Source organism: Candidatus Woesearchaeota archaeon (assembly GCA_016214075.1).
Classification (GTDB): Archaea; Nanobdellota; Nanobdellia; order Woesearchaeales; family DSVV01; genus JACRPI01.
Genome location: JACRPI010000013.1, coordinates 33761 through 53527, shown reverse-complemented (window position 1 = coordinate 53527; position 19767 = coordinate 33761). Strand labels below are relative to the sequence as shown.

Genomic DNA, 19767 nt, shown 5'->3' with positions numbered 1-19767 from the left:
TTTTCTTCTTTATGGTAAGTTCAACAGTGACAATAAACAAAGAAGCCATTATGGATCTTGTAAAAGTAAAAGATGAGTTTGATACTATTGTAGAATCTCTTGAGTTAATGATGGACAAGAGTTTTATGGATTCATATAAAAAAGCAAAACAACAAATAGAGAAAAGAGACTTTGATGATTGGAATGCTCTATAAGATACTTCCAACAAAAGAATTTTCTAAAGATTTTAAGAAAGTAGATAATCAACTTCAAAAAAGAATTAAAGACAAAATTGAAGAAGTAGCAGAGAATCCTTTTCGATACAAGCATCTCCATTATGACCTTAAAGGAAGCTGTCGTTTATGGGTTGGTAAACTCCGCATCATATATTCGTACGATATTCAAAAACAAGAGTTATACCTGGAGAAGATAGTACTCGACCACAAGTACCAAGGATAAAATAAGCGACACAAGAAGATTTATTAACTGTTTCTTTCTCTAGGAGAGTATGGAAAGTAAAAAATTGTATGTCTGTAATGGCTGCTGTTGTGGTCATCCAGAAAAAAGAAATCCTGTTGTAAAGCATGAGTTGTTTCGTTCTCTGCTCGCTCAAGAAGGACTTGATGAGAGTGTCCAGTTTGAAGTTCCATACTGCCTTGGCCCTTGTCGTATGGCAAATGTCGTGAAAGCAATTGTCCTTGGAAAAACGTATTGGTTCAGACAAGTGAATACTGAAGATGATGTTCACGCAGTTATTAGTTTTTTAAAGAATCCGAAAGAAGTTCCAGGACGATTACAAATGAAGCAAGTGTTTTTTTGAGCAATTTTGTCAATCTCATGTTATGCTCTTGTTCTGCTTATCCCTGCATCGCCTGCAACTCCGCTACCTTTTCCAACTGCTCACAACTTTGCTTAATGAACGGATTAGAAATATTATCGCACACAGTATAATCCGCTTTGTCGAAGGCAAATCCTACCCAACACGCATCTCTCGTGTGATCCGCGACAACGTCTTCGCAGTAGGATTTATCTCCACTATTTTTCGCGACATTCCAATAACAATCATCCTGCTGACTTAATGTGCTAATTGCCGCACAATATTCAGCCGCTGCCGCCGCGTCTGTTTTCGCAACTTCTTTCGCGGTCGCGAGATTGACATAATCATTACTACTTGGAATTCCTGTTTCTGAAACTGTTTCAACAACTTCTTCTGGTTCTTCTTCAGTTATTGCTTCTCCTGTTGTTTCTTCTGTATCAACTTCACTCTCTTCAATCACTGTTTCTTCTTGTTTTACTTCTTCCTCTGCAGCGACTTCTTCTGCTTGCGCAATCTCTTCTTCGCTTGTGCTCACGGTGAAATACTCATACAACTGCTTTGTTGTCGTGCCATAACTGAGTTTGACGTTTAGCTCATACTCTCCTGGCTCTGTTGTTCGAGGAATTGTGCGCTTGACACTTTTTGCCTCAAGAATGGAATCTGTACTGTCTATTGAAATTTGCCAACTATCAACCCTTGTTAATGTTTGTTTATCATTGATTGTGTAATAAATGGTGATGCTATATGGCCGCTTTTCAGGGAAATTGATGAAATCATTATTGATGTATAATGTTTCTCCTGGCGCCACGACGTCTACTGCGATACTCACGTCAAAATCAATTTCTTGCTCTTCTTCTGTTTCTAAGTTCATAAAAAACCACGCTGTTGCAGCGAGTGCTCCTGCGATGAGGAGGAGGAGAAGAAGGATGAGGAATGTTTTCTTTGAAGGAAGCGCAATTTGTGGCAGTTGGAATGGTTTTTTTGTTGCCTTTTCTTTTGCAGCCGCGACAACATTTTGCGGATAGCCATTTTGAAGGAGAAATGTTTGCACCTGTTCTGCGGAATAGCCTTGCCGCGTATATTGCTTGAAATAATTGGTGAGCGTTGCTATTTGTCCTTCTTGCTGCGGTTGTTGCTGTGCTCGTATTGGTTGAGGAGACGTTGGCCTTTGTCCTTGCTGTATTGCCTGAAAAACCGCGTCTACTTCATTCTGCGGATAGCGATTTTGCAGGAGATAATTTCTGATTGTATTCGCGTCATATCCTGCTCTGAGTTGCTCTTGGACATACGAAAATAGTCGTGCATCTACCATTGTCTTGTTTTCTCTCTTTAGGAATATATAAACATAACGCTTAAGGGAATGATCTAAATTCTGTCTGTTTTTATCTTACCAAGGCAAAAACAACAACACAGGCACAGACGGTCAACTTTTTGGCTTCTTGAAGAGAGAAAAGCCAAAAAGCTTGTCCTACTCCACAAAATTTGCTTCAAACCTATTTGACAAACGGTTTGGTTCTTGCAAATTTTGCTCCGTCTGGCCGTGTTGTTTTTGCTTACTGAACAAAACGCACAAGGTCGAACGTTGCTGTGAGACCTTGTGCGTTAAGACGCGAGCATTTGTCGAGCGTCTCTTTTATAGTGAATCACTTTAATAATCGGAACTTAGTTCCTAGCAAAAAGTGATTCACTTATTAGGAAATAACATTACACTCTCTAGTTATATATCCGAAAATTAATGTTATTTACTATAGTTCATTTTTCTATTAAACGCTTCCCTAAATGGCATTCATACTTTGTTCATGCACTATTTTCCGAAAAGTATTTATACCCTCGTCACTAAAAAAATGCCTAGGGGTGTTATATGGTAGATATGGGCAATCCTGTTGTAGACAAAAATATTCTTGATATCATCAATAAAAATCAGCCTCATCAGAACGTTGAGATTACCCAGGTAAAAATACAGCCAAAACAACAAAAGAAAAAAAAGGCCGCTCAACCACCAAAATCCAGGAATAAGGGTTCTGTTACTGTTAAAACTATTACTGTAGAAAAAAGTTCTGGGAAAAAATCTGCGAAAAAGAAAAAAACTGGAAAAACTAAAACAGTTGTTAAAAAAACCACTGTCATTAAACATATGAAAGTCAAACCAGCAAAATCTGCTCTAAAAGATGGTTCTCTGAAACATGTCAAGGATTTAAAGAAACACGTCAAATCGCTTGCTTCTGATGTCAGAAAACGCGAAAAAGCGCTTATGAAGCGGCACACTGCAATGCAAAAACAACTTGGTGTCCATACGCAAGCTGTTCAGGATGTTGAACAACAACTTAGCCAGACAAAACACGAGGTTCTGGAAACAAAAGCACATTACGCGCACATTCCTAAGTTAACTTTAGAGACACAGTTGATGATCGAATCCATGAACAAGTTGAGCGCAGTGGTCAAACAGCTTCTTGTGCTCTTTAACGATAAAATGAGCAAAGAAGAAGGTCCATTGTTCGCAAAACTTGATTCCATTATGGAACAAAACGAAAAGATCGCAGAAGGAATGCTCGCGATCGCGGATCTTGTCAAAGAACAGCAAACCCCAAAAGCGCAGATTAAAGATTTTAATCCATACATGCAACGACAAGGACCACAACCGATGCAAGTTCGACCACAAATGTCTGATATACAACAGGCTCCGCAACTTCCTGCTGATTTAGGACGATTCCAATATCCAGGACCTGAACAACAACCTGGCGAACAGGGCGCTTCAGAACAAATGCAACCTATTCCTCAGTTTGGCGCGCCATTGCCTCCATTTAGCGGAGCGCAGCCGCAAGAACAATTGCCGTCGAGAAAAAGAATGTTGTTTTGAGTTTGCTTCTCTTTTTTTGCCTGTTTTCTATTCTTCCTTACTTCCTGCACGAATACACAAACGCGGGAGGAACATTCAGCCAGACTATGTCTGATTTTTCGACAGTTGAGAAGTTTCTGCGCAGGAGTTTTCTGAAATGCTTTCCTTCTTCAAGCAACGCAGTGTAGAAATACGAAAAGGTAATGAATTGTCCGTTTGGCGCAAGCGCATTGTCTATGGCTTTGAATATGGCATCTTGTGTTTCTTCGTCAAAGCTCGCAAATGGAAGGCTTGAGATGATGCAATCACAGCTGTTTTTGTTATGCAATGAAAGGTACGTACAAATCTCTTCTGCTCCTGCGTTGTAAATGATTGTATTTGGGCATCGCTCTTTTGTTTTTTCAACAAAGGCTTCATTTACTTCGAGCGCGAAGAATAACGTGCTTGGGCTTATGCTTTCCGCTATTTTCTCTGTAAAAATACCTGTTCCTGGCCCTAATTCGACAATCGTATCTACGTTTTCTAATTCTGCAATGGAGATTATCTTTTCTGCAAGCTCTTCAGAAGATTCTGTAATCGCGCCAATCTTTTTTGGTTCTGTCAACGATTGTTTGAGAAACGTGAGGCTCATAAAATTTCTCTTTTTTTCTGATTTAAATAGGTTTCCAAACTCGTCTGAAAATATATCGACTCTTCTTCTCATACTCTTTGACTCTTTTTAGTGCAAAACATCCGTTTATAATGAGATATACGAGAAAACCATAAAATATCAAACCAAAAATGACATCTGGATAAACATGAAATGATTTTAGAACCATTTCTACAAAAAAACTAATAATCAAAGAGATAGTAACAATCGATGAGAAAATTAAAAGCAAAATATTTTCATACTTTTTTATAAGATAAGCTAGAGACCACAGTATCAATGCTGGAAGCAACTTAGCTATTTTAGCACCCCACGGAGCTGAGGATGCGGAATAACCATATATAGGATTATCAAACGTTGAAAAAGAAAAACTGAGTAGGAAAATAAACCCTATAAAAAAAAAATATAACTAAAGCAATATAATACTGAGAAAAATTATTCAAATATTCTTTAGTGATAGTGAAATTTTTTCTTTTCTTAAGATCTTTTGCCAAAGAAGATGATTGAGAAACTACTAAGTAAGATAACACTTTTTTATGAAACATTAACAAATATTTTTTAATCATACTCATTTTAAGTTTTACTTCAATAAAAAACTTTGCAATAATTATATAAATTATGGTATTTACTTCTAACAGATGGTTAACATAATCTACTTTTTTACTTTTTTATGGCTTCTCGTATTATTTTTAGACTTGTATACGGGTAAGGCTTCATTTTTCAGACTTGGACTCTATGCCGAACGGAAAAAAGATCCCGTTGAATTCTATGGAATCATTGGCTTACAGATGATACTCTTTTTTATAGTTTTTCTACTTCTCTACCAATATATCTAATCTTTATGTCACAACGTTTAAAAAGAAAAAATACCTACTATTATCCATCAAAAAGCATCTCTCTACTCCATGAAAGGAACAAAACTGCCCCTCTACGCACTGATGACTCTCCTTTCTTCTAGTCCTACTCCTGAAGAAACGAATGCAGTATCTATTTACACACCCCATGCGCAGAGCATTGAAACTCCTCCTCACCACAATACTCCTCCTTCTCTTGTTGAGCTTCCAGAAGACCCTGACGCTGTTTCCATATGGTACACACTGCCAACGCAGGATTTTATGGCTTTACAGTCTGTTGATGGAGCGCAGCTTTTTTGCACTGCGCAGGAAGTTGCGCAATTTCAAGAAAAAGGAGGGACTCTTGAAGAAGCGCAAGCCGCCGCGCTTGTTCTTACTTCTCTCAGCAATTCACTTCATCGTGTTTGTGACAAGCCTGGCTTCGCATTATACAGAGTAAATGATGGCAGAATAGAGGATGTTATTGCCCTCTTGAAGATCACTGAAGATAATACAAGCCAAACGGATTCTATCTTTAAAACATGGGAAGATGTTGTCCTTTACAAAGCGTCAGGTGGAGACATCCCTTTTGCTCAGGAATTGGCTACAATAGTTAATGAAGATGGAATTCCTCTCTTTACTACACCACAGGATTACGCATCTGCTGCACTCATGCGAAAAGATAAAAATATCTCAACAGACGCAATAAGAAAATTACACGCAATCAAAAATGAATCAGGAAAAGAGGTCTTTACCACCGCGCGAGACCTTCTTCCTGTTCTTGGAGGAGTTCTCCAACAATCAACAACACTTGACACATTTATTTCGTTCAGTGAAATAAAAACACCAGATGGCAGACCTTTGTTCAAAACTGACGAAGATTATTCTCGCGCCGCGTATAATGTGGTCACAAAAGATCAACTCATTGCTCTTGCAAAACTCAAGAACAGAAAAGGAGATCCTCTTTTTACAAGAGGATCTGACGCAGTCTTATATGCACGCGCTGGACAAGATGATGCCTATTTGCGAGAGCTTCTTGGAATTAGAAATTCCGCAGGAGAGCAAATATTTTCAAATGGAAGTTATGTTGCTCCGTTTGCTCAAATGCAAGGAAATCCCGCTGACGTAAAAAGTCTCGCGGATCTTATTGACGCGGATAATAAACCATTGTTAAAACCCTATCAAGTTGTTCGCTATGCGGCATTAGGGTATAACGCAGATACTCTCTTTAACGAACCAAGGTCATCAAAACCAAATATGCTTCTTCTTTTCTCTCAAAATGACTGGAATGGAGCATTTCAAAATACTGACATTAAAAAGAAGCTCGCAGAAGCGAGAAATACCTATGATGTCACTGTCGGCTTTCTTGAAGATGATACCCTTTTTGATAGAGTTCCTGACGCATTTAAAGATACGCATCTTTTCACTCTTGCCGCGCATGGAAATCCTGATGGCTCTCAATTAGGTTATGGAACAGATGAATCATATTACCTTGATAAGTCTGACGCTTCCTTTTGTCAAGCATTAACGTATCTTCCCTCTGACGCTGTTATCTTTCTTTTCAGCTGTTCTACCGCGTCAGGAGGAGCGGGAGCTGATAACTTCGCAAACTACGTCTCGACATGCGCTCCAGGAAGAAAACTCATCGCAAGTACGGAATCGTTCGCCTCTACGGATTTTACCATTGATACCATGTCTCCTTTTTCCGTCACGATAACTGTTGAAGATAATTATCCTTATAACAAAGATCCTATGACTAATACTGTCGTGAATAAAGATGCAACCTATGAGCGCGTTGCGCAGCAGCTTCTGATTACGAAGGTTGAATAGGTTATCAATGTGAAAAAACTTCAATATTTTAACTTCTAAATAGTGATAATATTTATAAATTATGGAGCATTACTTTCCATTAATTCCTTCTTCATGGGAACGTGGGTTGGAGATGCTTACAAAGCAAAGCTTTGTGGCAACATTGATCTCTTCGAGCTCAATGTTAACAACCGTGAAGAGACTTGGGTTGGAGATAACAACCATGAACAGATTTGAGTTCTAAAAACTACCATCTACGGAAACGTAGGGGGTAGTGACTATGCGTTCACCAAAATATTTCAAAGCAATAAACAAAGTAACCGCGGCTCTGGCAACAGCAGGGCTTGCAACATACGCAAGTTTATGTGGTTATTTCTCCCATGAAGCATCTAAACTTCCTAATCCCAATACAGACAAACTTGCGATTATGATCACAAAACCAGTACACTGGTTTGATTATTTGCGCTATTTCCCTGGCGCAACTGATTTGTACGTTCATCGCGTCGAAACCGCGTTTGGAAAACACGCAATTGTTTATGATCCTGTTAAAAATGGCGATGTCGTAGAAGTATTGGAAGATACATCTATAAGCGATGTTGTCATCGCGGGACATGGATCATGGGATCAATGGAGCGCGCCAGGAGCCCGCATCATCGCGCATCCGCATAACTTATTGTTTGGACATGATAAAGATGGTATTCCAAAAAAAATTGACTACCCTCCTAAAGAAGGGTTATTTGTCAGGCACACCTGCGGAATAGGAAGGCAAACCCTTACGTATCCTGAGATTTCATTAGGTACTATTTGGCCTTATCAATGGGAGATGCAAACCGCTGTTCCAGAAGTAGTGAGAATGATTATTGGAACGCCAGAGCATAGATCTAAAGGAAAGGTATTCATTATTATTCGTGAAGGAACAATAGTAGAAGACGCGGACTCCGTAAAAATCGACGCGATCATGGAAAAATATTATCGTGACGTTATTGCCAACGCAGCAATAACAGTGGAGGGAAATAAACAGCTTGGAACAGAAGTCATGACAAAAAAAGAAAATGTCCGCGGCTGGGATTATGTTACCACACCTCTGCTTTTTTTGTGGGATCCTATTCCAAGACACATGAGCGATGAAGAGATCATAGCAGGATACACAGAAGAGATTCTTCCGCAGATTATTGCGTCAAAACCATACAAGGTTGTTTCTGAATTAGAATATCAACTTGGATGGGAAGAGATGTATGGCGCGCAACAGAAGGCATCTCCAACAAAAATTGCAAGAATTCAAAGAGCGTTTTGGGAAAACCAAGGATACATCGCAGGGCATAGAGAGATGGAAGACGCGTTAGAACAGTGCATAGATATATTGCATAATTATCCTTCTGGAGAGTTTCTGCCAAAAATGGACAGAGCATGCAGAGCAAAAAAAAGCGAGGTCTATTGGCAGTATAACGCATTGCAAATTTGCGTTGATGAAGACGACATTAATGAACACGATACACATGAACAAGACACAATCCCCACAGCCTGCAAAAAAGGTTCGACTTTTTTGCATGGCGACGAAGAAATATTCTCCCTGCTAGAATGGCTCACCTTGGAATCCCAACGAGAATATGATGAGATGACGGGCAATGTTTGTCTGCCAGAAACATCAATATTTAGAAATGAATGAAGTGCATGATTATGAGTGATGATTTACATCTAAGACTTGAATTCAAAGTGCGTTCTGGTGTCGACCCTCTGGCAGCTGTAATGATGGAACTCTCTCCGTTAGAATTAGAACTGTTTCTTAGAGAAAATCTTCCTGAAAAAGAGACAAAGACGACGTTTTTTTACGCAGTAAATAGAGCTCTGGACAAAGTAACAAGGAGCATTTCACGACAAGACCTTCTTGAAATACCGCAGTTTTATGCTTCTATTCACCTTACTGATACTTGGAATGGCCGATATACATGGGAAGTAGAGTATAATCCCTTTTGGGAACAACGTCTTAGTGAGCGATTTGCAGCGCTGCGGGCAAATGGAGAGTTTTACACTACGCTTCAAAAAAACAGAGCTTGGGTTGTGGAAAAACAAAAAGAAATTATTGCATATCTCTGCCCGATTCAATACAGATATCTTCAAACAGAAAATCCTCTTAACATGCAGCATCGCACGCAGCAAGATGTCGCAAACTCCATTGGATGCGACGAGTCAGCCATATCCCGTCTTACCAGAACTCTTACTGTCCATATATACGAAAAAAATCGCTTTGTTACTGAGCTTATTCCTGGAGCAAAACTTCTCGCTCTTCAAGGGACGTATGCTTTGCAACAATTGCAAAGAGATCCCACTTTATTTGATGGGAAAAAATGGCTTGTTTCTGATAGAGAACTCGCAGAAACGCTTCACGAACTCTACCAGCTATCTGTTGCGCGTCGCACTGTCGCAAAATATAGGGGATGTTTGTAAAAACTTACCTATGCCCATACCAGAACTTGTAGGTATTTCCTTCTACTTCATCTACTCTGCAAAAGCCAAATCGCTCAAATTGCACAATCGCGCCAACTTCTAACTCCGCAATCGCTTTTTCTCCAAGACCTTTGACAAGCGTATTGTCTGGCATGCGGACTTCGACCACCACGTGCTCATCTTGCTTTGGTAGCCAATGAATGATGCGCTTGCCATGCGCTTTGTAGGATTCATAATCTTCACTCACAAAAATGTAGTCCTTTTCTTTTTTCGTGAAATTCACGCAATCCATTAATCGAGTGAGCTCATTTTCTCCTATTTGCTCGACGTCTTCTTTCGCGAGATAAAAGGTTTCGTTTGCTTCGAATGTTCTGCCTCCTTTTCTTGTTTCAGGATGCAAATCCAACGCAATATGTTTTTTTGGACTATTTTTTATTTGTACTTCAACTGGATCTTTGATAAAGAAATATCTGTTTGCCGCGGCGTCAATCACTTCTTTGTTGAACGCGTTCAAAGATTTGAAAAATTCTGCCATGTCCACTGTTTTATCTGCGAGGGAAATCCCTATTTCTGTCGCGAATTTCTGGAACGCTTCTGGCTGATATCCTCTGCGCTTTAACGCGCCAATAAATGGAATTCTAATATCCTGCCATCCTTCAAACTGACCACCCTCAATCATCGCTCTTGTTTTAGAGCAGGACACTTCCACTTCTGTTCCTGTAAAATTAATTCTTCCTACAGAAATAGAAACAGGCGTGTCTACTTTCAACGCCGCATGAATAAATTCCTGCCGCTTCGCGTTATCCGCGTGATCTTTTCCTCGCAAGGTGTGCGTGACTCCTGTGTCCATATCATCAATCGCCACCGCGAAATTCATTAATGGCCAGATTTTGTATTTTTCTCCTTGTCTTGGATGCGGCGATTCATTTATTCTGAGAATAGGGAAATCGCGCATCGCTGGATTTTTATGTTGGATGTCTGTTTTGAATCTCACAACCGCTTCTCCTTGCTTGTATGTGGTGATCATAGAATTCCAGCGCTTGAGATTTTCTTCAGCAGTATTATCTCTGCACGGGCACGCCTGCATTTGCTGGTTCATTTTTCTAAATTCTTCCGCGTCACAAAGACAAACATACGCAAAGTTTTCTTCTAGTAAACGTACAGCGTAGGAATAATATAATTCCATTCGATCTGATTGGACAAGCACTTCCGCGACATTATTTTTGGTGAGCCAATTCGCGTCTTCTGGAATGAGATTGTACGCGTCAGGATAAATATTGTCTGGATTGGTGTCTTCAATTCGCAGAATCATTTTTCCCTTGTATTTTTTCGCGTACAGAGAATTTAAGGAGATAATATACGCGTGACCGATATGGAGTGGGCCTGACGGGGATGGAGCAAAACGGAATGTTACTTTTTCTCCAGAAGGATGCGTTGGAAGTTCTTTCAATCCGTGCTTTTCTTCTTTTGGTTTTTCCAGTTCTTCCGCAAAGAGCGCGAATTGTATTTTTTGTTCATCTTGCGTGAGCGCGTTTACTTCTTTGATCACTGCCGCGATAATCGTTTGGACGAGCTGAATTTCTTTTTTGTATTCTGGCTTTTCAGCGAGCACTTTGCCAATGACATTGCCCATTGTCGCTGTGCCGTTGAATTTCACCGCGTTTTGCAACGCGTACTTTTTCGCGATTTGTTTTACTTCTTTTTCCATGGATACTACACCTAGTTTACTCTATTTTTGTTAATTGAGGTTGTTTAAAAAGTATTTCATCATATATTATCCTTTCGGATTATCCGAAAAAAATAGCAGAAAAAAATAAAATGCCGAAACATATTCGCTTTATCCGAAAATTCTCCGGAATATCCGTAAGATTTTCGGAAAACTCGACGAAGAATTATTTAACTAGTCCAGTCTTAAAAATTGTCAAGAATATTGGTGAGGTCGCATAAAGGTATTGCGATGGCCTGATGAAACCCATCGATAAGATGGGCTTCAGAGAGCCATTTCGTCTTAGCGGGCGTATCGGGGTTCAAGTCCCCGCCTCACCGTTTATTATTCTCTTGAACAATATAAATTTTTTGGAGAAAATTCCCCGTCGTCAAACAAAAAACTTTATATACTTTGCCCGTGTTGCAAATTCCATACATCTCACATCCATACGGATGACAGTGATACAGGATATAGAACATTTCAAAAAGAGGGTGATGTTTGATGAGGAAAATTTGTATTATTAATCAAAAAGGCGGTGTTGCGAAAACAACAACAACCATCAATCTCGCGACCGCGCTCGCGGCAAACGAAAAACGAGTTCTTGTCATTGATCTTGATCCGCAGGGAAATGTAGGAACAAGTCTTTGCGTGCAAAACGAAAAAACAACCTACGATCTTATGATTAATGACGCAGATCCTTATGATTGCATCGTCAACGTTGCTCCTGGTCTTGACATTATCACCAGCGATAGTTCGCTCGCGAAAGCGGAACTTATTATGAGTGGTCAGACAAGCAGAGAAACAATTCTCGCGCGAAAGTTGGAACCAATTTTTAATTATGATTACATTCTTATTGATTGTCCGCCATCGTTAAGTTTATTGAACGTCAACGCGCTTCTGTACGCAAACGAAGCGTTTGTTCCTGTTTCCACAGACTTCCTTGCGCTTGACGCGCTCAAAAAGATGTCACAAACGGTCTCTGAGATCAATGAACTTTTTGATCACGACATCAAAATTACGCTCGTTATTCCAACGTTATATGACCGACGAAGCAAAGCATGCGTTTCAACGCTCAAAGAGATTAAACGCGGATATGAAGAACTTGTCGCAAATCCAATCAGAATGAACTCCAAACTTCGCGAAGCGCCAAGTCAGGGGAAGGATATCTTCGAATACGCAAAACGATCTCCTGGCGCAATGGATTACAAGAAACTCGCGCAATTGGTCATGGAAGCGGAAGAATACGCTTGAGTTACTTTTTTATTTTCTTGTCTTTAGTTTAGTTCTATTTTTTTTAATTAACTCACAATAACCCCATTGCTGCGGCAATGGGTCCCCCTGACATTTTGGGGTGCTGAGCGAATAGACGAGAAATTGGTGCGTGTTTCTTATAAAGTATTTACTGTGATTAAGAAAGAACCCTTACTCTGTCTTCACTAAATGTAAATTCAACCGCACTCTTTTCGCGAGTTCTTCTGTAGAAAATGGCTTGCTCATGTAATCATCCGCGCCTGCATAAACCGCATGCAATTTATCATCCATCTCTTTCTTCGCAGAAAGCATCAACACAGGGATATGCGCTGTTTCTTTCTTCCCCTTAATCTGTTTGCACAATTCATAGCCATTCATGTGCTCTGTCAACATAATGTCCGCGATAACCATATCCACTCGCTGCGTATGTAATGTTTGCAACGCTTCAAATCCTGAATGCGCGCCCACAAGCTCATACAAACTATTCGCCAGCGTGTCTTTTATCAAAGAAACAATCGCCACATCATCATCAACGATCAATACTCTCTTCTTTTCGCTGAGTTCATTCATTGAAAGAGAAATATAGCACATTTATATAATCCTGTTTATAGAGATTATATAGAACGTCACGAGAAAAAGAAAAAAAATAAAGAAAATTACCTTATTGCGTCACACACACGCCATCCTGACAGGCCATTCCTTCTGCGCATGGTTCTGTCGCATACACCACAAGATCTCCTTTACAATAGTATTCTGTTAACTTATTCTCTTCACTAGATGAACATTCATCCATATAGGTGCCTTCGCTGTAGTCAAGATAATACGTTCCTTCCGCAACTCCTTTTGTAAAGCGATTATAGCCACCATCTGTATCACTGCAACGCGCTGTAATCACTGTCGCTCCTGTCGCGTTGTTTTCTCCTGTGCTTCCAAAGCCGCCAAGGAAAAATAATCCTACGACAATAACTGCCAATACTCCAACACCAATGCCCGCGTAAAGGAATATTTTTGAACTTCCTCCGCTCGCTGATTCTGCTGCTGGTTGTGAAAATTCCGCTGGATTATAGGCTTTACCTATTCCCTTATCACTATCTGCCATTTTACTCTCCTCCTTCTTTTCCTCAGCTTTGACGCTGACTTCCTGTACAGGCTCTGCCTGAACTTCTGCACTGCTTGGAGCAGTTACAGCAACTGATTCCGCCTGCACATTTTGTACAGGGACATTAGACGCACTATTCATTTCTTCAACAGCAGGTTTTGTCTTCGCAACTTTTACAGCTGCTTTCTTGACTGGCTTTTTCACTGCTTTTGCCTGTGCTTTTTTTGCCATTAGGATCCACCTCAAAGAACACGGAGTTCTTTCGTTACTCCTCTTTTATCAAAAAGAGATATATAAATCTATTGAAAATCCGAGGGGAGTACGTTTACAGAGTTATACTTTGTCAGTAGCAAAATTCTTAAAGGATTACGTTTGACAAGCTTTTTATATGCTTCTCATCATGAATGAGAGCATTTTTTTTGGTATAGGGGTGTTCCATGGTCTTTTACACAGAGCTTTTAGGCAAACCTGTTATTGATATAGAAGGCAAGATCGCAGGCCATCTCACTGATTTTGTTTTCAAAGATGGCGCTGAATCCGCTCCCATTATTCATATTGTTTATTTGGGCAAAGACAAATACAAACGCAGACTTTCCTGGACCTATGTTGAAGGAATTAAACAAAGCGCTTCTGAAAAAAGCAACGCTGTTTCAGTTTCTCTTCTCCTCAATGTTTCTCTCAAAGAGCTTGAACCTTCTTTTATTCACGAAAATGATTTGCTGACTAGTGAGCTTCTCGATAAACAAATTATTGATGTGGGCGGTGTAAAAGTTGTTCGCGTCAATGATATTCTGCTCAATAAAGTTGGAGAGACCCTCTGCATTACTGGCGTTTGCGTCGGCACAACGAGTTTCTTCAGGCGTCTTGGCATTACGCAACAAGGGATTGGAAAACTTGTTTATCGCTTTACCGCGGAAAAAATTATTCCATGGAAATCTGTTGAACCTTTGGAAACCAGCAAACATCTTCTTTTGAAGGAATCAAAGAATAAAATCGCGGAACTACATCCTGGAGACATCGCGGATCTCATGGAAGAACTTTCTCCCAAAGAACAAATGCTGGTCTTCAATAAACTGGACAGACAAACTGCCGCAAAAACACTTGTTGAAGCGCAGCCAGAAGTGCAGGAATCTTTTTTTCGCGGACTTAAACTTCCGAAAATTGTGGAACTCCTTGAAAGCATCGCGCCGTATCGCGCCGCTGATTTACTTGCTCTTGCGTCTGACGAAAAAGTGAAACTTATTTTACAGCATATGAAACCAGAAAAAGCAAAAGAAATCAGCGAGCTTCTTCAATATCAGGAAAATACCGCAGGCGCGCTGATGCGCACGGACGTTTTTACTTTACAAGATGACCAAACCGCTACTTCCGCGCTCTCGACCATTCGAAAATTACAGCCATCCGCAGACAAAACGCACATTCTTTTTGTGACTGACAAAGAACACCAGCTTGTGGGAACGCTTTCTCTGCGTTCTTTGCTTAACGCTTCCGCTCGTCAAAAGATTAAAGATTTCATGAAGAAGCGCCCGTTTGTTGTTCACTTGCAAACGTCCAAAGAAGATATCGCGACTGTTCTTGAGAAATATAACTTCTTCGTTGTTCCTGTTGTTGATGAACATGGAAAACTCAAAGGAATGATCACCGCGGACGAAGTGCTGTCTGAAATTATTCCACAATCCTGGATCAGAAGAAAATTCGTCGCAAAACGCGCGAAGAAAAAGCATAAACCAACTAATAATAATGATTCTGTGAATGGGAACGCAACTTCTGAGAAATCTCGGGGATCCTAATGCGAAAATTCTTCAATCTTCCGTTTCATCATCTGCTCTTCTTTTTTTCTATTATTGGTCCTGGTCTTATCAGCGCAATCGCGGGCAATGACGCAGGAGGAATTACGACGTTCTCTGTCGCTGGCGCACGGTTTGGCTACACGCTTTTTTGGACTATGATTCCACTTATTTTACTCCTTATTATTGTTCAGGAAATGTGCGCACGCATGGGTGTTGTGACAGGCAAAGGACTTGCTGATCTGATCCGCGAAAATTTTGGACTTAAGATGACTGTCGTGTTTATGGTTGGCCTTTTTTTCGCGAACTTCGCGACTACTATTTCAGAATTCGCGGGAATAGCCGCAGCATCAGAATTATTTGGACTAAACAGATATCTCACTGTTATTTTCGCGGGGTTTTTGATTTTGATTTTGACTATTCGAGTGAATTACAAACTGCTGGAGAAAGTTTTTTTGTTTATGTGTTTGTTTTATGTGACCTACATTATTTCTGGAATTCTCGCGCATCCTGACTGGAACGCGGTTGGTCACGCGCTTGTCACTCCTACCTTTTCTCTCGACACCCAATATCTCGTGATTCTTGTTGGACTCCTTGGTACTTCCATTACACCATGGATGCAGTTTTATCTGCAGTCTTCGATTGTTGAGAAAGGGTTAAAACTTTCTGAATACAGGTATGCTCGTTGGGAATTGATTATTGCAGCGATTCTCGCGACGACTATTTCGTTTTTCATTCTTCTCGCCGCTGCCGCAATTTTATATCCACAAGGAATCACGATTGAAAACGCCGCGGAAGCCGCTGCCGCGCTTGAACCTATTGCAGGACATTTCGCAGAAGTTCTTTTCGGTCTTGGCTTGTTTGCCGCCGCGTTTTTTGGCGCGTTTATTTTGCCGCTGTCTACTGCGTATTATGTCTGCGAAGCGTTTGGCTGGGAATCTGGCGTGAACAAAAAATTTCATGAAGCGCGAGAATTTTACACCGTCATTGGATTGCTTGTGTTGCCTTCCGCGCTTGTTGTTCTTATTCCAAGCATTCCGCTTGTTCCATTAATGTTGCTGTCACAAGTCATTAATGGAGTGCTGCTTCCTGTCTTACTCCTTGTTATTTTACATCTTGTTAATAATGAGAGAGTCATGGGAGAATACGTCAATAAACCGGCATATAACGTGATCTGCTGGATCGCCGCTTTCTTGTTGATTTTTGTGACTATGGTAATGGTGGGAATGACAATGTATCAATTGTTTTGAACTAATGATTTTATGAAATTATTATTATTTCTTGTTTCGCGAATTATATTCTTTAATCGCTTCTCTGGTTGTCATCCAATCTCGTTGAAATTTTACTGCTTCAAGAAGTCCTCTTCTCGCTAATAAACTCAAATATTCTTGACTATAATCGCAATATTTTGTCGCTTCTTGCAATGAAATATACTCCTTATTCTCTTTTATTTTTGTTTCTAATGCTTCAAGATACATAACCAAAGACCGTTCTAAACATCTTCCCATAAAGTTGACGAGAGATTCGTATTTTTCATTGTGCGCTGCCTCTAACACACGAATATATTTCTGTCGTTCTGTTTTGAGGACAATCAAAGGAGGAAATCCTTTCTGCATAAGCATAAGCGAGGTCAGCAAGCGTCCAACCCTTCCATTCCCATCAATAAAAGGATGAATAAATACAAACTTTTCATGCGCAATAGCTGCCAGTTCTATCTCATTTAACTTTTCAGGATTTGTGTTGAGCCAGACAAAAAAGTCTTTCATCAGCTTTGGAACTAGATCTGGCTTTGCGGGAACAAACGACGCTCCTTCAATCCATACTTTTCTTTTTCTGTACATTCCTTTTTCTTCTTCCTCGATATTACCAAGGATGATTCCATGAAGTTCACAAAGAAGTTCTTCTGTAATCTGTTTTTTTTCAGTGACTGCTTGTTCTATAAACTCAATTGCTTTTTGATGATTGATCGCTTCATTATGTTCCCGCAATGATTTTCCACCAATAGTTATTCCTTCCTGCACAACAAGCTTTGTTTCGCTTAATGTCAGTGTATTTCCTTCTATTGCATTAGAATTGTACGTAAACAGCAATCGCAAACGGTCTTTGAGTCGTTCTAACGCTGTTTTTGGAAATGGACGGAGATTGTCCAGCTGTTTTTTCTTTTGCTTTATTCTCCTGTAAAGTTCTTCATTGATGAGCATGCTTTGGATAAGAATGAGGTGTTATTTAATAGTATCGGATAGGTTGGATTTTAAGCTATCCGATATTGTTCTGAACACATTCTGTTCTAATAACTGTAGAAAACATTTCATTCTTTGAATCTTGGCTGTGGATGCCGCACAATTTCATACAGCTCAAGTGTTTGGTTTTCCGGAATAAGACGATACACTGTGTCAAACGCAGAGACAACTCTTCCATAGGTGTTTGTACCAAAGCGCTGCGTGACAACAGGCGTGACCTCCATTGGATTTACTGTTTCAGGAACATACGCGAACGCCATATGCCGCGCGCTGCCAACAAAATACATAAAACCTTCAATATCAAGACACGCCAGCGGCGCTTCAGGAAGAGAGACAGCATATCTTTTATTTGGAGCGGCAAGGTCAACAAATCGATATTCTCCTGATCTTTTCACTCCCACAAACTGAAAGAAGAGTTTATCGTCAGACGCGTACAGCGAACTTACTGGATTGTTTACACGAAGGGTCTCGTCAGGCGCGCTGCCTGTGTTCGTGTGCGCATGTTTTCGAAGCATTTTTTGATCGGCGCTTACTGACCATACCGCGTTTCTTCCAATGGAAATTGCTGTTTGATCAGGAGTTGTTCCAATGCGAACCGTGCGAAAGTCATGCAAATAGATGTCGTTAGTGCGATACGAACAAAGAATATCAGTTTGTGAATCCTCCACAACACAATGAACAATATCCTTTGTTCGCGTTATAAAACGAATAGGATTGCTATACACCCGCATCATGTCTGTTCTGTGGCCATCAAAAATGCTATATTTGTGGAGCTCATTGCCTGTATAAAGAAAAACACTATAATCGTCAGCGGCAAGACCTTCCAAATCTGTATCTGATCGAAGCCTGACAGATGTCTGATAATTCCCTAAATTATCAAAAAGAGACACCTTATACTTGCCTGTTCGAATAATCACATTCCTATCATTCGCCGTGATCTGAAGGTTTGGAGATGGCGTCTCGCAATGCGCGTGTATACCAATAACTTTCAGCAATCGAAGCCCCACAAAAGGCGTTGGGTTCTGCACATACGCGGTCAACGCTTCCATATCCAGTGTCGTCATTTTAGGAAGAAAGCGACGAATTCTTTTAAATATTTCGCAGAAATAGGGGTGAGGACATAGTTCGTTCATTTCATTCGCAAACTATATAAACAACCTGCCCATTATCCTCTTTATTCTTAGCAATCAAATACTAAAGAGTTGTTCTTGAAAAGAAAATCAACAGGCAAAAACCATTCTTTGCGCAAAACTCTTGATTTTGATTCTAGATTTTAAAATATAACAAACAAGATCATAGGAAAAAGATAATGATAGACGAAAAAACATTGAAAACTTGCCAGATTATTGAAAAGACCGCATTCTCTGTTGGACAACGCGAACAGACAGAACAATGGGATATTTACAAGAAAAATGGTACTTCTGTTTGCATCGCGACAGATCGCGTGAGCGCATTTTCGCGTTTGATTGGCACTGTTCCTCTCAAAGGATATGTTATTGCTGAAGCAACCGCGTTTTTCGCAGAACGTGCTGCGGACATTTGCCAGACTGATTTCATCACGCACCCGCATCCCCGTGTTCTTCACATAAAAAATAGCGCAGCATTTCCTGTTTCCTTTCGCGTGCATGGCTACATAAACAATGAAAACAGAAGGAAGCCAAACATGTGGGAGCAGTACAAAAATGGCGTGAAAAATTATTTTGGAAATATTCTTCCCGCGGGACTGAAAGAAAACCAGAAACTGGAACAGCCAATTATTATTCCGATTGTCAATAAAAACGCGACGACAAGAGAAACTATTTTCGCAGAAGGACTTGTTGATGAAGCGCTTTTTGAAGAAGCAGAGGAAATCTGCATGAAACTCTTTGCACAGGGAACTGCGCATGCCGCGAAATCAGGATTGATTCTTGCGTCTGCGAAATATCAATTTGGGATTGTGGAGAATCAGCTTGTTCTTTTGACAGGATTTCACATTCCAGAAACAACAACGTATTGGTACGCTGACACCTATGATCGTTTATTTGCAGAAAATGCTCCACAAAAAGAATTTACGCAAACAGTCATTAATGACTGGATGCACGCTGTTGGTTTTGAAGGAAACGGTCCTGCGCCGCCAATGCCAGACGAGATTCGTTTTGCTGCTGCGAAGGAATATGTTGCGTTAGGGGAAAAATTAATTGGAAGAAAGATTGCTCTGGAAAAAGGGGATGTCTTGAAGGAGATGGAGAAGATAATATTATGATTTAGTTAAATTGCTTACAACCTGTTTTGTGAGATTAAACCCTGATTGTTTTTCCAACCAAAGCCATTCCAAACC

The 19767-nt window shown here is 40.2% G+C and carries 18 protein-coding genes and 1 tRNA gene; 12 read left to right on the top strand and 7 right to left on the bottom strand.

Annotated features, from left to right (window positions below; translation table 11 throughout):
* Window positions 1–11 precede the first annotated feature (11 nt).
* From HZC31_02740 to HZC31_02730, 3 genes are read left to right on the top strand one after another with little or no spacing between them, the layout of a single operon-like run.
* Entirely contained in the window at window positions 12–194 is a 183-nt protein-coding gene (locus tag HZC31_02740) for a hypothetical protein (protein MBI5002276.1), read from the top strand.
* The gene (locus HZC31_02735) at window positions 175–438 is read left to right on the top strand and encodes a type II toxin-antitoxin system RelE/ParE family toxin (GenBank protein ID MBI5002275.1); all 264 of its coding nucleotides are present in this window, start codon (window positions 175–177) and stop codon (window positions 436–438) included. The genes HZC31_02740 and HZC31_02735 overlap by 20 nt, the downstream gene beginning before the upstream one ends.
* Window positions 439–487: 49 nt before the next feature.
* Complete coding sequence (locus HZC31_02730) at window positions 488–799, top strand: (2Fe-2S) ferredoxin domain-containing protein (protein MBI5002274.1); 312 nt, start codon at window positions 488–490, stop codon at window positions 797–799.
* 37 nt (window positions 800–836) lie between these two features.
* Here the strand turns inward: HZC31_02730 and HZC31_02725 are convergent, their stop codons facing one another.
* Window positions 837–2108 (bottom strand): hypothetical protein, encoded by a 1272-nt coding sequence (locus HZC31_02725; protein MBI5002273.1) that lies wholly within the window; start codon window positions 2106–2108, stop codon window positions 837–839.
* Window positions 2109–2657: 549 nt separating this feature from the next.
* Here HZC31_02725 and HZC31_02720 point away from each other — a divergent pair.
* Entirely contained in the window at window positions 2658–3653 is a 996-nt protein-coding gene (locus HZC31_02720; protein MBI5002272.1) for a hypothetical protein, read from the top strand.
* 37 nt (window positions 3654–3690) lie between these two features.
* Here HZC31_02720 and HZC31_02715 read toward each other — a convergent pair whose 3' ends face one another.
* Window positions 3691–4263 (bottom strand): methyltransferase domain-containing protein, encoded by a 573-nt coding sequence (locus HZC31_02715; GenBank protein ID MBI5002271.1) that lies wholly within the window; start codon window positions 4261–4263, stop codon window positions 3691–3693.
* A gap of 920 nt (window positions 4264–5183) precedes the next feature.
* Between HZC31_02715 and HZC31_02710 the strand changes: the two genes are divergently transcribed.
* From HZC31_02710 to HZC31_02700, 3 genes are all read left to right on the top strand, one after another.
* On the top strand, window positions 5184–6941 hold the full coding sequence (locus HZC31_02710; protein MBI5002270.1) for a hypothetical protein: 1758 nt from the start codon (window positions 5184–5186) through the stop codon (window positions 6939–6941).
* A gap of 259 nt (window positions 6942–7200) precedes the next feature.
* The gene (locus HZC31_02705; protein MBI5002269.1) at window positions 7201–8586 is read left to right on the top strand and encodes a hypothetical protein; all 1386 of its coding nucleotides are present in this window, start codon (window positions 7201–7203) and stop codon (window positions 8584–8586) included.
* A gap of 11 nt (window positions 8587–8597) precedes the next feature.
* Window positions 8598–9365: a hypothetical protein gene (locus HZC31_02700; protein MBI5002268.1), complete on the top strand. Its 768-nt coding sequence runs from the start codon at window positions 8598–8600 to the stop codon at window positions 9363–9365.
* A 4-nt stretch (window positions 9366–9369) separates the two neighbouring features.
* On the opposite strand, the gene HZC31_02695 is transcribed toward HZC31_02700, so the two are convergent.
* Complete coding sequence (locus tag HZC31_02695; GenBank protein ID MBI5002267.1) at window positions 9370–11073, bottom strand: glutamate--tRNA ligase; 1704 nt, start codon at window positions 11071–11073, stop codon at window positions 9370–9372.
* 224 nt (window positions 11074–11297) lie between these two features.
* Here HZC31_02695 and HZC31_02690 point away from each other — a divergent pair.
* Window positions 11298–11411: transfer RNA gene (locus HZC31_02690), tRNA-Ile, on the top strand.
* A 163-nt stretch (window positions 11412–11574) separates the two neighbouring features.
* A complete protein-coding gene (locus HZC31_02685) occupies window positions 11575–12324 on the top strand; it encodes a ParA family protein (GenBank protein MBI5002266.1) in 750 nt (249 codons plus the stop codon).
* Between the two features lie 171 nt (window positions 12325–12495).
* On the opposite strand, the gene HZC31_02680 is transcribed toward HZC31_02685, so the two are convergent.
* On the bottom strand, window positions 12496–12894 hold the full coding sequence (locus HZC31_02680) for a response regulator (GenBank protein MBI5002265.1): 399 nt from the start codon (window positions 12892–12894) through the stop codon (window positions 12496–12498).
* 91 nt (window positions 12895–12985) lie between these two features.
* On the bottom strand, window positions 12986–13654 hold the full coding sequence (locus tag HZC31_02675) for a hypothetical protein (protein MBI5002264.1): 669 nt from the start codon (window positions 13652–13654) through the stop codon (window positions 12986–12988).
* A 206-nt stretch (window positions 13655–13860) separates the two neighbouring features.
* Here HZC31_02675 and HZC31_02670 point away from each other — a divergent pair, with 206 nt between their 5' ends.
* Window positions 13861–15213, top strand: coding sequence for a magnesium transporter (locus tag HZC31_02670; protein MBI5002263.1), 1353 nt, complete (start codon window positions 13861–13863; stop codon window positions 15211–15213).
* Window positions 15213–16460: an Nramp family divalent metal transporter gene (locus HZC31_02665; GenBank protein MBI5002262.1), complete on the top strand. Its 1248-nt coding sequence runs from the start codon at window positions 15213–15215 to the stop codon at window positions 16458–16460. The genes HZC31_02670 and HZC31_02665 overlap by 1 nt, the downstream gene beginning before the upstream one ends.
* 24 nt (window positions 16461–16484) lie before the next feature.
* Here HZC31_02665 and HZC31_02660 read toward each other — a convergent pair whose 3' ends face one another.
* Window positions 16485–17405, bottom strand: coding sequence for a Fic family protein (locus HZC31_02660; protein MBI5002261.1), 921 nt, complete (start codon window positions 17403–17405; stop codon window positions 16485–16487).
* A gap of 113 nt (window positions 17406–17518) precedes the next feature.
* The gene (locus HZC31_02655; protein MBI5002260.1) at window positions 17519–18514 is read right to left on the bottom strand and encodes a hypothetical protein; all 996 of its coding nucleotides are present in this window, start codon (window positions 18512–18514) and stop codon (window positions 17519–17521) included.
* A 245-nt stretch (window positions 18515–18759) separates the two neighbouring features.
* Here HZC31_02655 and HZC31_02650 point away from each other — a divergent pair, with 245 nt between their 5' ends.
* Window positions 18760–19692, top strand: coding sequence for a hypothetical protein (locus HZC31_02650; protein ID MBI5002259.1), 933 nt, complete (start codon window positions 18760–18762; stop codon window positions 19690–19692).
* Window positions 19693–19767 lie beyond the last annotated feature (75 nt).

Bases quoted from the DNA above. Each gene is read 5' to 3' on its own strand.
- HZC31_02705 (MBI5002269.1), top strand. From the start codon at position 7,201: ATGCGTTCACCAAAATATTTCAAAGCAATAAACAAAGTAACCGCGGCT.
- HZC31_02695 (MBI5002267.1), bottom strand. From the start codon at position 11,073: ATGGAAAAAGAAGTAAAACAAATCGCGAAAAAGTACGCGTTGCAAAAC.
- HZC31_02650 (MBI5002259.1), top strand. From the start codon at position 18,760: ATGATAGACGAAAAAACATTGAAAACTTGCCAGATTATTGAAAAGACC.
- HZC31_02720 (MBI5002272.1), top strand. From the start codon at position 2,658: ATGGTAGATATGGGCAATCCTGTTGTAGACAAAAATATTCTTGATATC.
- HZC31_02710 (MBI5002270.1), top strand. From the start codon at position 5,184: ATGAAAGGAACAAAACTGCCCCTCTACGCACTGATGACTCTCCTTTCT.
- HZC31_02740 (MBI5002276.1), top strand. From the start codon at position 12: ATGGTAAGTTCAACAGTGACAATAAACAAAGAAGCCATTATGGATCTT.
- HZC31_02665 (MBI5002262.1), top strand. From the start codon at position 15,213: ATGCGAAAATTCTTCAATCTTCCGTTTCATCATCTGCTCTTCTTTTTT.
- HZC31_02655 (MBI5002260.1), bottom strand. From the start codon at position 18,514: ATGACGACACTGGATATGGAAGCGTTGACCGCGTATGTGCAGAACCCA.
- HZC31_02700 (MBI5002268.1), top strand. From the start codon at position 8,598: ATGAGTGATGATTTACATCTAAGACTTGAATTCAAAGTGCGTTCTGGT.
- HZC31_02670 (MBI5002263.1), top strand. From the start codon at position 13,861: ATGGTCTTTTACACAGAGCTTTTAGGCAAACCTGTTATTGATATAGAA.
- HZC31_02730 (MBI5002274.1), top strand. From the start codon at position 488: ATGGAAAGTAAAAAATTGTATGTCTGTAATGGCTGCTGTTGTGGTCAT.
- HZC31_02735 (MBI5002275.1), top strand. From the start codon at position 175: ATGATTGGAATGCTCTATAAGATACTTCCAACAAAAGAATTTTCTAAA.
- HZC31_02715 (MBI5002271.1), bottom strand. From the start codon at position 4,263: ATGAGCCTCACGTTTCTCAAACAATCGTTGACAGAACCAAAAAAGATT.
- HZC31_02725 (MBI5002273.1), bottom strand. From the start codon at position 2,108: ATGGTAGATGCACGACTATTTTCGTATGTCCAAGAGCAACTCAGAGCA.
- HZC31_02675 (MBI5002264.1), bottom strand. From the start codon at position 13,654: ATGGCAAAAAAAGCACAGGCAAAAGCAGTGAAAAAGCCAGTCAAGAAA.
- HZC31_02685 (MBI5002266.1), top strand. From the start codon at position 11,575: ATGAGGAAAATTTGTATTATTAATCAAAAAGGCGGTGTTGCGAAAACA.
- HZC31_02680 (MBI5002265.1), bottom strand. From the start codon at position 12,894: ATGAATGAACTCAGCGAAAAGAAGAGAGTATTGATCGTTGATGATGAT.